This is a genomic window from Saccharopolyspora flava, assembly GCF_900116135.1.
In the GTDB taxonomy this organism is placed as follows: Bacteria; Actinomycetota; Actinomycetes; order Mycobacteriales; family Pseudonocardiaceae; genus Saccharopolyspora; species Saccharopolyspora flava.
Map to the genome: position 1 here is coordinate 18,677 of NZ_FOZX01000011.1, position 13,436 is coordinate 32,112.

Annotated in this window: 9 protein-coding genes; 5 read left to right on the forward strand and 4 right to left on the reverse strand. The window is 71.1% G+C overall.

What is annotated here, in order from left to right; translation table 11 throughout:
• Window positions 1-158: 158 nt before the first annotated feature.
• Entirely contained in the window at window positions 159-950 is a 792-nt protein-coding gene (locus BM424_RS24430) for a serine hydrolase (protein WP_245776103.1), read from the forward strand.
• Here BM424_RS24430 and BM424_RS24435 read toward each other — a convergent pair.
• The 3 genes from BM424_RS24435 to BM424_RS24445 all read right to left on the reverse strand — a co-directional run bounded on the left by BM424_RS24435 (window position 911) and on the right by BM424_RS24445 (window position 5,707).
• A complete protein-coding gene (locus BM424_RS24435) occupies window positions 911-3,091 on the reverse strand; it encodes a terpene synthase family protein (RefSeq protein ID WP_093422508.1) in 2,181 nt (726 codons plus the stop codon). The two genes, BM424_RS24430 and BM424_RS24435, sit on opposite strands and share 40 nt — an antisense overlap.
• Before the next feature lie 132 nt (window positions 3,092-3,223).
• A complete protein-coding gene (locus BM424_RS24440) occupies window positions 3,224-4,822 on the reverse strand; it encodes an amidohydrolase (protein WP_093422511.1) in 1,599 nt (532 codons plus the stop codon).
• 57 nt (window positions 4,823-4,879) lie between these two features.
• Window positions 4,880-5,707 carry a hypothetical protein gene (locus BM424_RS24445; RefSeq protein ID WP_093422514.1) on the reverse strand — a complete coding sequence of 276 codons (828 nt, stop codon included), beginning with the start codon at window positions 5,705-5,707 and terminating at the stop codon, window positions 4,880-4,882.
• A 511-nt stretch (window positions 5,708-6,218) separates the two neighbouring features.
• On the opposite strand from BM424_RS24445, the gene BM424_RS24450 reads away from it, so the two are divergent.
• The 3 genes from BM424_RS24450 to BM424_RS24460 all read left to right on the forward strand — a co-directional run bounded on the left by BM424_RS24450 (window position 6,219) and on the right by BM424_RS24460 (window position 9,032).
• Window positions 6,219-7,412 (forward strand): Glu/Leu/Phe/Val family dehydrogenase, encoded by a 1,194-nt coding sequence (locus tag BM424_RS24450; RefSeq protein ID WP_093422516.1) that lies wholly within the window; start codon window positions 6,219-6,221, stop codon window positions 7,410-7,412.
• A gap of 312 nt (window positions 7,413-7,724) precedes the next feature.
• A complete protein-coding gene (locus BM424_RS24455; RefSeq protein WP_093422519.1) occupies window positions 7,725-7,928 on the forward strand; it encodes a cold-shock protein in 204 nt (67 codons plus the stop codon).
• A gap of 165 nt (window positions 7,929-8,093) precedes the next feature.
• Window positions 8,094-9,032 (forward strand): NAD-dependent epimerase/dehydratase family protein, encoded by a 939-nt coding sequence (locus BM424_RS24460; protein ID WP_093422521.1) that lies wholly within the window; start codon window positions 8,094-8,096, stop codon window positions 9,030-9,032.
• Window positions 9,033-9,177: 145 nt separating this feature from the next.
• Here the strand turns inward: BM424_RS24460 and BM424_RS24465 are convergent, their stop codons facing one another.
• The gene (locus BM424_RS24465) at window positions 9,178-12,075 is read right to left on the reverse strand and encodes an FAD-binding and (Fe-S)-binding domain-containing protein (protein ID WP_245776104.1); all 2,898 of its coding nucleotides are present in this window, start codon (window positions 12,073-12,075) and stop codon (window positions 9,178-9,180) included.
• A 169-nt stretch (window positions 12,076-12,244) separates the two neighbouring features.
• On the opposite strand from BM424_RS24465, the gene BM424_RS24470 reads away from it, so the two are divergent.
• On the forward strand, window positions 12,245-13,435 hold the full coding sequence (locus BM424_RS24470) for a pyridoxal-phosphate-dependent aminotransferase family protein (protein ID WP_093422527.1): 1,191 nt from the start codon (window positions 12,245-12,247) through the stop codon (window positions 13,433-13,435).
• Window position 13,436: the final 1 nt, after the last annotated feature.

Below are 13,436 nucleotides of genomic sequence, written 5' to 3' on the forward strand. Positions count from 1 at the left end.
ACGTGGAGAACCACTTCTCGGCGTGCGCGTGCCCGTGTTGCGGGCGTTGACCTCGCGGGTGGTGTGCTTTGCTGGTGGGGGAGACGATCAGGAGGTCACGAGTGGGGTACGCGGCGCGGTTCGAGGCCGAGTTGGCGGGGTTGGAGTTTCCCGGGCGCGTGGGGATCGCGAGCTGGGACCTGCGCGAGGGCGTGCCCGTGCTGCGCGGGGCCGAGGTCGAGAAGCACTCGGCGAGCACCATCAAGGTGCTGGTCATGATCGCCGCGCTGCGGGCCGTCGCCGACGGGCGGCTCGACCTGGACCGGCTCGTGGAGCTGCCGCGCGAGCGGATCCGGGGGACCGGGGTGCTGTTCGAGATGCCCAGCGTCGCAGCGGTGTCCCTGCGGGACCTCATCGCGCTCATGATCGTCGTCAGCGACAACGGGGCCACCAACGCCGTCATCGACGAGGTCGGGTTCCCCGCGATCGCCGACTGCATCGCCGACCTCGGGTGCACCGGCACCCGGGTCGAGCGGCACATCATGGACACCGAGTCACCGGGACTCCTGCAGACCACCGCGCTCGACCAGGCGCGCGTCATGGCCGCCCTCGCCGGGGGCGAGGCCTTGCCCGCCCGGCAGACCGAGCACGCGCTGGACGTGCTCGCCCGCCAGCAGGTCGTGGACCGAATCCCGTTGCGGCTGCCGGAGAACGCGCGCTGCTGGAACAAGACCGGCGAGATCAAGGGGCTGCGCCACGACGTCGCCCTGCTCAGCACCGACGACACACCGCAGGTCGTGCTCGCCGTGCTCATCGACCGGCTCACCGACCCGGTCTCGACCAAGGGCTACCGAGGCGGCGACGGCGTCGAAGCCGCCGCCGCCATCGGAGAAGCCGCGTGGCGGGCCATGATTCAGCCCGACACGGGGATTCAGCCCAGCACGGGATCCCACGGCGTCGACGGCGCGTAGAACGCGCGGAGTCCGCTCATCGGGGCGTTGTGCCGCGGCTCCTCATCCCGGTAGCGGGCCACCTTCTCGTGCCAGTTGAGGATGCCGGCCAGCCAGTCCTGGAGCTCCTCGGCGTGCTCGTTCAGCGCCTCCCGCGCCTCCGGCGACACCTGGCGCTCCTCGTACAGGGCGGGCAGTTCCACCTCGATGACGTGCTGGAACTGCGACATCCGGGCGTCGAACAGCTCGTGCACGATCTCGAAGGCGCGATCCTGGTCGCAGCCCAGGAAGTTCCGCACCACCAGGACCGCGTTGTGCACCTCGCCCTCGAACTCGATCTCCTTGCGGTAGGAGAACACGTCGTTGAGCAGGGTCGCGCAGTCGATCGCCGAGTTCTCCAGGTTCTGCACCGCCCGCGTCTCGTACAGCTCCGGCGGGACCACGTCGCCGTGCGAGAAGCGGGCCAGGCTCATCGTCATGTCCGAGCCGAACGTGGCCCGCCGCATCTCCACGTAGTCCACCGGGTCCGGGATGTGGTTGAGCGCCTGGTTGTCCAGCTCCCACACCCAGCTGTCGATCATGACGTTGACCGCGTCCCGCAACGACGCCCGCTCCCGGGCGTTCATCGGCGCCGTCGTGCGCCGCCACAGGTCCGCCAGACCGCGCTCCATCATGTTCACCGGCACGATCCCCGGCTCGCCCGAGTCGGTCATGACCTGCTTCAACCGCTCGTTCTGCGCCTTCGCGCCGGTGATGTCGCGGGCGTGGCCGTAGCGCTGCGGGTAGAGGTCGTCGCCGTAGGTGCCCCACACCAGCCAGTGCGAGGCCAGGTCCAGCTCCTCCAGGCTCGCGTCCGGGTCGAGCCCGGCCGCGCACAGCGGCAGGTCGTTGAACCGCACCGCCTCCTCGTCCCACACCGGCTGGACCTCGGCGAACATCCCCATCTCCCGCGACCAGTCCACCGCGTGCTCGCGGGCCTCGTCCAGGTGCGGGCACAGGCGCAGCTCGAACGGCACCTCCAGCCGCGGTCGCCGCACCGGGCCCACCGCCTGGTACGGGACGTGGCTGAAGCTCCGAAGTCGTTGCGGCGCGGTCGAAGCCAGCGACTTGGCGATGTAGGCGCCTGCCGTGCCCAGGCCCGTCGGACCGCCCAGCACCGCCGTCGACCCGCCGCCCTCGGGGTAGCGGCCGGAGGCCATGTGCCACTCGTGGCCGCCGGACTGCCAGTCCTGCAAGCCCTTCGCGTAGCCCAGCACCGCGAACCGCCCGGCCGGATCCACCCCGTGCTCGTCGAGCAGCCTCGGGATCTCGGTGATGGCGGTGTGCTCGAACTGGTGCATCCGGGAGGTCAGCAGGTCGTTGACCGTCTCGGCCGCCTCCTGGGTGTCGACGCCCAGGAACTTCTCGAAGACCAGCACGCCGTTGCTCAGCTCGCCCTCGTCGGTGACCTCGCGCTCGTAGGAGAACAGGTCGTTGCGCAGGTGCACCGCGTCGGAGAACGTGTCGCGCAGGACCTCCAGCGGTCGCGTCCCGGCCAGCTCGGCCGGGACCTCCACGCCCACCGCGTGCTCGACCAGGTTCGCCGACCACGGGGCGCCGCCGACCTTGCGGCGCATCTCGATGTACTCGATGGGGTTGGACAGCCGGCCCTCGCTGATGTTGTGCAGCTCCCACAGCGATTCGTCCAGCAGCGCCTTGGTGCTCTCGGCGAAGCGGCGGCGCCAGTCGACGCTCATCGACGGCACCGTGCGCCGCCACAGGTCCGCCAGACCGGCCTCGACCGGGTTCGTCGGCTCCTCGGTGATCTCGCCCTCCACCGGCATGAACGCGCGCAGCCGATCGAGGTGCTCGCGGGCGGCGGTGAGGTCGGGATCGCGCTTGTAGAGCTCGACGAAGTGGTCGTCGAAGTAGAACACCCACACGTACCAGTCGGTGACCAGGTCGAGCTCGTCACCATCGCAATCGGGGTGGGTGTAGGCGCACAGCAGCGCGTAGTCGTCGCGATCCAGATCCGCCTCGGTCCAGATCTCCTTGCCCTGCTGCGGGACGTCGATCATCTCCATGCGCCGGGCCCACTGCTTGGTGTGCTCGCGCGCCCGCTGCAGGTTCGGGTTCAGGCGGGCCGGGTAGGACAGGTAGAACTCGGGCAGTCGGAACGACATGGGTCAGCGGCCTCCCAGGGGATGTGCACCGTCGTACGCAGACGCAACCAGTCACGCGCAGCGCGGCCAATGCCTGACCGCCGTTGGCACACGATCGGGATTCGACATCGCCCGCCCGGCCCAATCCCAAGATCACCGCTGGTGCACGATCACACCGTCGACCATCGTCAGCTCCACCCCGCAGGAGGCGATCTCGGTCGCAGGCAGCGCGAACGGGTCGGCGTCCAGCAGCACCAGGTCGGCGGCCTTGCCGACCTCGATCGTGCCGGTGCTGTCCTCGACGTGGTTCACCCACGCCGCGCCCGCCGTCCAGGCCACCAGCGCGTCGACCAGCTCCAACGCCTCCTCCGGGCTCAGAGGATCGTCCGAACCCGGCTCGCGGCGGTTGACCGCCACGTGCACGCCGAGCATCGGATCGGCCTCCGACACCGGCCAATCGCTGCCCGCCGCCAACACCGCGCCGGCCGCGCGCAGCGAGCGGAACGGGTACTGCCAGGAGGTGCGGGTGTGGCCCAGCCGGGGTGTGGTCAGCTCCGTCATCGCCGCGTCCCGGGCCGCCCACCGCGGCTGGATCGTCGCGGCCACACCGAGTTCCCGGAACCGGGGGAGGTCACCCGGGTGGACCACCTGGGCGTGGGCGATCTGGTGACGCAGCGCGGGGTCGCTGCCGCGGACCGCGTCCAGCGCGTCGCGCACCGCCCGGTCGCCCACCGCGTGGAAGTGCAGCCCGAAGCGCTCGGCGGTCAGCGCGGGCACCGCCTCCGCCAACGCCTCCGGAGGCACGAACGACAGGCCCCTGCCGTCCCCTCCCAGGTAGGGCAGCCGCAGCGCGGCCGTGGCGTTCTCGCACACCCCGTCCTGCATGATCTTGACCGCCTCGGCCCGGAACCGCTCGCCCCGCGCCTTCTCCCGGCGCTCCACCAGCTCCGGGACCTGCTCCGGCCCGCGATCGCGGTCCCACCACAGCGCGCCCCGCACCTTGCCGGTGAGCAGCCCCCGCTCGTCGGCGGTGACGTAGGTGCTCAGCAGGTCCTCGTTGCCGAGGTAGCGGCCGATGATCGCGTCGTGCCACGAGGTCACCCCGCGCGCGTGCAGGTGCCGCTGCCCCTCGGCCAGGGCGTCGAGGTGCTCCCGGGCGCCCGCCACCGGCAGCACGTGCTCCATCAGGCGGGTCGCGCCCTCGTGCAGGGTGCCGTCGGGACGCCCGGCCGGATCGCGCTCGATGCGCCCGTCCGGCGGATCCGGCGTGTGCCGGTCGATGCCCGCCAACCGCAGCGCCACCGAGTTCACCCACGCCCCGTGGTGATCGCGGTTGACCAGGTACGCGGGCCGGTCGCCGGTCACCGAGTCCAGGGCGCGCCGGGTCGGGGTGCCGCCCGGGAACTGCGCCATCTCCCAGCCGCCGCCGAGCAGCCAGGGCGAGTCCGGGTGCGCGGTGAGGTGCTCGGAGATCAGCCGCAGGCAGTCGGCCGCCGAGACGGCGTCGGAGAGATCGCAGCGCCCGCGCAGCAGCCCGCCGAAGACCGGGTGCACGTGCGCGTCGTGGAAGCCCGGCAGCAGCAGCCGCCCGCCCAGCGGCACCACCTCGGTGCGGGGACCGATCCGCTCCCGCACCGCCCGCTCGCCCAGCGCCGCGATCCGTCCGCCGCGCACCAGCACCGCGTCGGTGAACGACCGGGCGGCGTCCATCGTGGCCACCGGACCACCGACGAACGCCACCTCACCGACCATGAGCTGATTGTCGCAGCAGGACGGTGCGGTGGCGCTGGTCAGTTCCGGACAGGCGGACTAGACGCGCTCGCCCGTTATGGCGGCGACCGCCCGCTCGCGCTGGGGTTCGGTGACCTCGGGGAGCTGGAAGCCGCGGGCGCGGATGTGGTTGAGCAGGTCGGGCTCGGGGGCCACGCCGTGCTGGCGCAGGTAGTAGGCCACCGCGCCCGGCCAGATCCAGGTGCCGTCGGTGTGGAAGGTCATCGGCACGACGCCGGTGCGCTGCCGGTCCAGCCGGTCGTCGTCGTAGCTGCGCGCGGCCAGCACGACCGGGGCCGTCTCCAGGTACGCCGCCACCCGATCGGCTTCCGCGCGGCCGATCTCGGCACGCTCGGTGATCGGGTTGCCGCGGTCGTCGAAGACCTCCGCGGTGCGCAGCTGAGGACCCTCGGACTGGGGAGGCGCGGCCTGCTCGCCGCCGGCGAGCCACGGGGGCGTGGCGTTCGCGGGGCGCGGGTGCAGCCGCAGCTCCTCGGCGCGCGCCGCAGGCGGGGGAGGCGACTGCCAGTCGGGCTCGCGGTCGCCGTTGAAGTCCACGGCGTAGCTGCCCGGCCGCTGCAACCGGTAGACCGCGCTGACCCAGGTCCCCCGATCCGGTTGGTACATGCCGCGGCGCAGCCGCTCGAACAGCGGGCCGACCTCCGCCGGTGCGGCGAGCGGGATCGCGCTGCCGTTCGGCGCGATCAACCGGCACACCGTTTCGACGTGGCCGCCGAGGGAGCGGTACTCCGTCGTGGACTCGTGCCAGCCGGGTGGAAGCGCGCGCACGATCACCCGGCCGATCTCCTGGATCAACTGCTGCTGCGTGGCTTCATCCAGCGATCCCGGCGGCTCAGGTTGGCTCATGACTCCCATCCTTCCAGTCGTGCAGCGAGGCGGTGCACGCCGTTCCCCGAGTCCGGAATCGACCCGTCCAGTGCGGAATGCCGGATTTCCGGATCGGGGGTGAAGGCATCACGAGCGCCTTCGGACAAGGAGCTTAGAACCAACCCGGCTCCGGCGGGGGCCGGTGAGTTGATCTCGTTACGCAGCAACCGGATACGCCCGTTTTACCTGCCGTCATGCACCCGTTCCGACGCCGTAACGGTTGTCCGAACCGACGATTGTTGACAATCTCTCGTCCCCGGCCTTAGCTTCGAGCCATTGGGCGGACGCGGGAGGTGGTCTCATGCGAACCGAGTTGAACAACTTCCCGCGTCCGACCCGGTCTGCGGAACTTCTTCCCACGATCAGACTCCTCGCATTAGCACATAGCTGAACGGGCTACGACCACGCATAGGGCGGATATCCGCCCTATCTCGTCGTAGCCCGATCGCGTTACTCCGTCTCGAATGCGCTCTGAAAGGAGGTATCGCCCATGGGACTCGTCGGCGGCGAACCGCTCATGAAGGTGACCTGGACGGACCCGGTGACGGGCAGCAACGGCTTCCTGGTCGTGCACAGCCTGGTGTCGGGTCTCGCCACCGGCGGGACCAGGATGCGTGCCGGGTGCACGATGGAAGAGGTCGAGCACCTGGCGCGCGGCATGGCCCGCAAAACCGCTGTCTTCGAGTTGCCCGTGGGTGGGGCCAAGGGCGGCATCGACTGCGACCCGAAGGACCCGCAGGCCAAGGGAGTTCTCCGGCGCTACCTCCAGGCGATGCGCCCGTGGCTGGACGCGCACTGGGTGACCGCCGAGGACCTCGGCGTCCCCCAGCACCTGATCGACGAGGCGTTCGAGGAGCTGGGGATGCACCAGTCCTACCACGCCGCGATCCGCCGCTCCCCGGACGTGGAGCGCACGCTGCGCCGGGTCCGCGCCGGGCTCAACGCACCGGTGCCGGGCGGGCTGCTGCTCGGTGACGTGGTCGGCGGCTACGGCGTCGCCCAGTGCTGCCTGGGCGTCGTGCACGCCCGCGACTGGGTCGCGCAGGAGACCACCGTGGCCGTGCAGGGCGTGGGCACGATGGGCGGCGGTGCGGCCTTCTACCTGCACGAGGCGGGGCTGAAGGTGGTGGCGATGGCCGACGCGGCCGGAACCCTCTACCACCCGGACGGGCTCGACGTGCCCGCGCTGCTGGAGACCCGCGACCGCTTCGGCGAGATCGACCGGGCCCAGGTTCCGGCCGATGTGGAGCTGCTGCCGCGCGACGCGGTGCTCTCCCAGGAGGTCGACGTGCTGATCCCGGCGGCGGTGTCCTTCGCGATCGGCACCGACCGGGTGCCGGACGTGGCGGCGCGGGTGATCGTGGAGGCGGCCAACAACCCGGTCACGCCGGAGGCCGAGGAGCTGCTGGCCTCCCGCGGGATCCCAGTCATCCCGGACTTCGTGGCCAACGCCGGTGCCGCGGCGTGGGCGTGGTGGCTGCTGCTCGGGCGGGTCGACGCCGACCCCGTGCTGTCCTTCCAGGTGCTGCGCGAGGAGATGCTGGCCAAGATCCCGCTGCTGCTGGCGTCCTGGGACGCCGAGGGGCACACGCCGCGCGACGCGGCGCTGATGCTGGCCGAGCAGCGCACCGAGCAGAACCGGGTCGCCGAGGAGAGCGGGCAGGCGCTGCTGAGCATCCCCTGACGGCCATCGACGCGGTCCCCGGGTTCACGCGACCCGGGGACCGCGTCGTTCGAACTCGAAAAGTCTTGCGGCGGGCCGGGTACGGTCTCATGTTGACCGCCTGCGATCAACGTGTGACAACCCGCAACTGCGGTGCTAGCGTGACCGGTGGTTGCGGTTTTGGTCCTTGCAGTACTGGAAGAGTGCCTGCCCAGAACGCAGGCGCTTTTTTTGTGCCGTGGTGCCTGGCTCCGCGCGCTGCCGGTGATCAGCTCTGCCAACCAGGGGTCTGCGCGGTGTTGACCCCGGCCAGCAGAAACGGGAGAACAAGGAATGGCTAGCGGTACGGTCAAGTGGTTCAACGCCGAGAAGGGCTACGGGTTCATCACCCCCGACGGCGGTGGCGCTGACGTCTTCGCCCACTACTCCGCCATCGACGCCACCGGTTTCCGCACGCTGGAGGAGAACCAGCGCGTGGAGTTCGAGATCGCGCAGGGCCCCAAGGGTCCTCAGGCAGCCGGCATCCGCACCGTCTGATTCGCTGCGGTTCTCGGTGAGCGGCGGCCCGCGACCGCTGGTCCGCCGCTCACCGCAGATGATCTTCCTCTCGCCGATCACCGGCACGTTTCACCCGATGGGGCAGGCTGTCGCGGGGTAGCCTCGGGGCTCGCTGACGTTGGACCAGATGCGAGGTTTCGGGGAATGCCCCTGCGTGTGGTTGTCGCCGGTGCGTCCGGTGTGGTCGGAAGAGCTCTGCTGCCGCAGCTGCGGGAACGCGGTCATCACGTGACCGCGCTGGCGCGCAGAGCCGACCGGCTCGAAGAACTTCCGGCCGACGAGGTCGTGGCCGCCGACCTGCTCGAGCCCGACGCGCTGCGGATCCAGCTGCGCCGGTGCGCTCCCGACGTCGTCATCGACGAATCCTCGGCGTTCGGCACCGCCGATCCACAGGAGGCGTTGCGGCGCACCGCGAAGCTCCGCGAGCGCGGCGGCAAGAACCTCCTCGACGCCGCCGTCGCGGCCGGAGCCCGGCGGTTCATCGCCCAGGGCATGACCGCCGCCTACCGCGCGCACGGCCACGACGTGCTCGACGAGGAATCCCCGCTGTGGGTGGACGCGCCCGGCACCTGGGGTGATCTGGTGCGGGCGGTGGCCTCGATGGAGGAGGAGCTGTTTACCCGCTCCGGCATCGAGGGCGTGTCGCTGCGCTACGGCGCGCTGTACGGCCCGGACACCCAGTACGCGCCCGGCGGTGACGTGCACGCCCGCGTCGTCGGCAGCGAGCTGCCGCTGGTCGGCGACGGGGTCGGGCTGACCTCCTTCACCCATGTGGACGATGCCGCCGGGGTGATCCTGGAACTGCTCGAAGGCGGCGATCCGGGCGCCTACAACGTCGTCGACAACGAGCCCGCCGAGTCCTGCGAGTGGCTTCCGGCCTACGCCCGCATGGCCGGGGCGCCGGCCCCGGTGTCGCTGACCCTGGACCAGGCCAAGTCCCAGTTGGACTGGCTGACCGTCCACCAGCTCACCGAGCAGCGCGGCGCGACCAACTTCCGCCTCCGCGAAACCCTCGGCTGGAAGCCGACCTGGCCCAGCTGGCGCGAAGGCTTCGCCGCCCTCTTCGGCCTCTGGCCCGCCTGACCCACGACACCGCTGCGACGCCGCCGCGTGGGAGTGCTCGGGTGGGGGTGCTTGGCAGGGGACGGTTTTTCCTCGAATCACCCGAGATCAACATCCGTTTCGTCCGGATAATTTGAGGAAAAACTGTCCCCTGGTGACCCCGAGATCACCCGAAGACGGCGTCGTGGAGGAGTTCCACCGGGTGCTTGGCCCGGCGGCCGGTGCCGTGGGCGACCTGCTGGCGGCAGGAGACCCCGGTGGCGGCCACCGTCGCACCGGGCGCGGCCTCGACGGCCGGGAACAGGCGTTGCCCGCCGATGGTCATCGACATCTCGTAGTGCTCGGTCTCGAAACCGAACGAGCCCGCCATCCCGCAGCACCCGGCGTCGAGCACCTCGACCTCCGACAGGGCCCGCAGCAACCGGACCGAGGACGCCGTGCCCAGCACCGCCTTCTGGTGGCAGTGCCCGTGGAACAGCACCGCGTCCGGCCCCCGCCGCGGCTTCAGCGTGCCGTCGTCGAGCGCCTCGACCAGCAGGTCCTCGACCAGGCCCGCGGCGCCCGCCACCCGGGAGTCGCCCAGCAGCTTGGGGTGCTCGTCGCGCAGCGTCGACACGCACGAGGGCTCGCACCCCACGATCCGCGCACCCCGCTCGGCCTCCGGCGCGAGCGCGCTGACGAGCTTCCCGGCGACCTCCTCGGCCCGGGGGAGCAGGCCCTTCGAGATCTGCGGCCGCGCGCAGCACACCCCCGACTCGACCCGCACCCGCCACCCGGCGTGCTCCAGCAGCCGGATCGCGGCTCGTCCGATGTCCGGTTCGGTGTGGCTGGTGAACGAGTCGGCGAGGAACACCACCTCGCCCCGCTCACCCGGTGCGACCCCGTCGGCGGTGGGCGTGGCGGGCCGGGAGCGGTTCCAGCGCAGCAGGTCGTCCCGGCGGAAGGAGGGCAGCGGGCGGCGCGCGTCGATGCCGACGACCTTCTGCAGCAGCGCCCGCACCGGCTTGGGCCGGGCGAGCAGGTTGGTCAGCGGCGCGGCCATCGCACCGAGCCGGTAGAGCCTCCGGGTGGCGCCGAAGATCCGGCTCCGCAGGTCGGTGCCGTGCTGGGCGTGGTGCTGGGCAAGCGCCTCGCTCTTGAGGGTGGCCATGTCCACCGACATCGGGCACTCGTGCTGGCAGGCCTTGCACTCCAGGCACAGGTCGAGGACCTCCTTGAGCCGCTCGTCGCCCAGCGCCGCGCGCGGATCGGGTTCCGACAGCGCCAGCACCAGGGCGTTGGCGCGGCCCCGGGTGGAGTGCTCCTCGTCGCGGGTGGCCATGAACGACGGGCACATCGCCCCGCCCGAGGTCTCGGGCTTGCGGCAGGCCCCGATGCGCTGGCAGCGCTCGGCCTCGCCGCGCATCCCGCCGTAGCGGGTGAAGTCGAAGTGGGTGTCCAGCGACGCGGCCACCGGGATGGTCGGCTCGCGCAGGTTCTCGGTCATCGGCGGCGCGTCGACGATCTTGCCCGGGTTCATGATCCCTTCGGGGTCGAACAGGGCCTTCACGTCGCGCATGGCCTCGTAGACGGTGTCGCCGAAGATCCTGCGGTTGAACTCGCTGCGGGCGTAGCCGTCGCCGTGCTCGCTGGAGTTCACCCCGCCGTAGGACAGCGCGAGGTCGCAGACCTCCTCGGCGACCCGGCGCATGGTGGCCACCTGGTCGGGCCGGGTGAGGTCCATGAACGGACGCACGTGCAGGCACCCGGCGGAGGCGTGGCCGTAGAACCCGGCGCGCAGCCCGTGGTCGTCGAGGATCCGGGCGAACTTCGCGGTGTACTCGGCAAGGTGCTCCAGCGGCACGGCGGTGTCCTCGACGAAGGCCACCGAGCGCTCGGTGGAGCGTCCCGCGGCCATCAGCAGCCCGAGCCCGGACTTGCGCAGCGCGCGCAGCGGCGCCAGCTCGGCGTCGGTGGCCGCCAGCCGGGTGGCGTAGCCGTGGCCCTCGGTGCGCCAGGCGGCGACGAGTCCCTCGGCTCCGGCACGGGCTTCCTCGACGGTCTCGCCGTAGAACTCGGCGAACATCAGCGCCCGCGGATCTCCTTCCAGGGCGTCGAAGAGGTGCGCGTGCTGCGGTGATCTCCGCGCCAGGTCGAGGATGAAGTTGTCCACCATCTCGATCCCGGCGGCCCCGGTGCGCATCGCCGCGTCGGTGCCGGCGATGCAGGTCTCGGTGGAGTCGAAGTGCCCGACGACCATCACGGTCGCCTTCGGTTTCGGGGTGAGCCGCACCAGCGCCTCGGTGACGGTGACCAGGGTGCCCTCGGCGCCCACGACGAACTTCGCCAGGTCGAACGGCCCGTCGGCCAGCCGGTCGAGCCGGTAGCCGCCCGCGCGGCGCCAGAACTGCTGGGACTGCCGCGCCAGCCCGGGCCGGGCGGCGTCGACGATCTCCGGCAGCCGCCGGTGAATCCGGCCCTCCAAGGTGTCCGATGTGGACTTGGCGATCCGCTCGGACTCCGAGAGCTCGCCCAGGGACACCGGAGTTCCATCGGAGAGCACGACTTCCAGCCCGTCGACGTGGTCGATGGTCATGCCGTAGCGGGCGGAGCGGGACCCGCAGGAGTTGTTGCCGATCATGCCGCCGAGCGTGGCCCGGTTGCTCGTCGAGGTGTCCGGCGCGAAGAACAGCCCGTGCGCGCCCGCCGCGAGGTTGAGCTCGTCCTGCACCAGACCCGGCTGCACCCGCGCGATCCGGCGATCGGGGTCCAGCTCCAGGATCCGGTTCATGTGGCGGGAGAAGTCCAGCACCACCGCCTCGCCGACGGTCTGCCCGCAGTGGCTCGTCCCGGCACCGCGGGGGAGCACCGCGACGCCGGCCTGGGCGCACAGCCGCACCGCGGTCGCGACATCCTGGGCGTGCCGCGGGAAGACGACGCCGACCGGCCGGACCCGGTACATGCTCGCGTCGGTGGAGTAGAGGTGGCGGGAGTAGTCGTCGAAACGGACGTTGCCGTCGAGGTTCCGGGCCAGTTCGGAGGCGAGTCCGCTGGTGATCGGCCCGGTGGTGGCTTCGTTGCGCACTGCGTGTCCTTCCCGCGTTGTCCAGCCGTTCTCTCGGCGGTGACCAGGTGGAGCAGGTGTCAAGGCGGAAGTGAGCCACTTGACATGATCGGTTCGCTGTCTACAGAATTCAAGCCACTGAAACGTGGTTTTCACATTCCGGAAGAGCGTCCTCATCGTGGAGGATCGAATGTCCGTTGCCAGCAGTCGCCACTTCCTGCAGATTCCGGGACCCACCAACGTTCCCGACCGGGTGCTGCACGCGATCGCCAACCCCACCATCGACCACCGGGGCCCGGATTTCGCCGACCTCGCCCTGGAGGTCTTCGACAAACTCCGCGCCGTGGCACGCACTTCCGCCGACGTCGTGCTCTACCCGTCCTCGGGAACCGGGGCGTGGGAGGCCGCCCTGGTCAACACGCTCTCGCCCGGCGACGCGGTGCTGATGTACGAGACCGGGCACTTCGCCGAGCAGTGGTCCGAGCTGGCGAGCTCGCTGGGCCTGCGTCCCGAGACGATCCCGGGAGACTGGCGCAGCGGCGTCGACCCGGCCGCCGTCGAGCAGCGGCTGCGGGCCGACACCGAGCACCGGATCAAGGCCGTGGCCGTGGTGCACAACGAGACCTCCACCGGCGTGGTCAGCGACATCCCCGCGGTGCGCGCCGCCATCGACGCCGCCGGCCACCCGGCGCTGCTGCTGGTGGACACGATCTCCTCGCTGGGCTCGATGGACTACCGGCACGACGAGTGGGGCGTGGACGTCACGATCAGCTGCTCGCAGAAGGGCCTGATGCTGCCGCCCGGCATCGGCCTGAACGTGATCAGCGCCAAGGCGCTGCTGGCCGCGCAGTCGGCGAGGCTGACCAAGTCCTACTGGGACTGGCAGCCGCTGCTGACCGCGGGCAAGCAGGGCTACTTCCGCTACACCCCGCCCACCAACATGCTCTTCGGGCTGCGCGAAGCGCTGTCGATGCTGCTCGAGGAAGGGCTGGACGAGGTCTACGCGCGCCACGACCGGCACGCCGCCGCCACCCGCGCCGCCGTGCGCGCCTGGGGGCTCGAAATCCTTTGCCGCGCACCGGGAACCGCGCCCGGAACCGACTACAGCAGCGTGCTGACCGCGGTGCTGATGCCCGGCGAGCACGACGCCGACCACCTGCGGCAGGTCATCCTGGAGCACTTCGACACCTCGCTAGGCGCCGGACTGTCCAAAGTGGCCAAGAAGGTGTTCCGCATCGGACACCTCGGCGCGTTCAACGACGCCACCCTGCTGGGCACGCTCGGCGTCGTCGAAGCCGGGCTCCGGCTGGCCGACGTGCCGCACCGGCCGGGCGGGGTCACCGCCGCGATCGCCGAGCTGACCGGCAGATCGGGGGAGTGAC

Coding starts and splice junctions, on each gene's coding strand:
- BM424_RS24455 (WP_093422519.1), top strand. CDS start 7,725: ATGGCTAGCGGTACGGTCAAGTGGTTCAACGCCGAGAAGGGCTACGGG.
- BM424_RS24435 (WP_093422508.1), bottom strand. CDS start 3,091: ATGTCGTTCCGACTGCCCGAGTTCTACCTGTCCTACCCGGCCCGCCTG.
- BM424_RS24445 (WP_093422514.1), bottom strand. CDS start 5,707: ATGAGCCAACCTGAGCCGCCGGGATCGCTGGATGAAGCCACGCAGCAG.
- BM424_RS24470 (WP_093422527.1), top strand. CDS start 12,245: ATGTCCGTTGCCAGCAGTCGCCACTTCCTGCAGATTCCGGGACCCACC.
- BM424_RS24440 (WP_093422511.1), bottom strand. CDS start 4,822: ATGGTCGGTGAGGTGGCGTTCGTCGGTGGTCCGGTGGCCACGATGGAC.
- BM424_RS24450 (WP_093422516.1), top strand. CDS start 6,219: ATGGGACTCGTCGGCGGCGAACCGCTCATGAAGGTGACCTGGACGGAC.
- BM424_RS24460 (WP_093422521.1), top strand. CDS start 8,094: ATGCCCCTGCGTGTGGTTGTCGCCGGTGCGTCCGGTGTGGTCGGAAGA.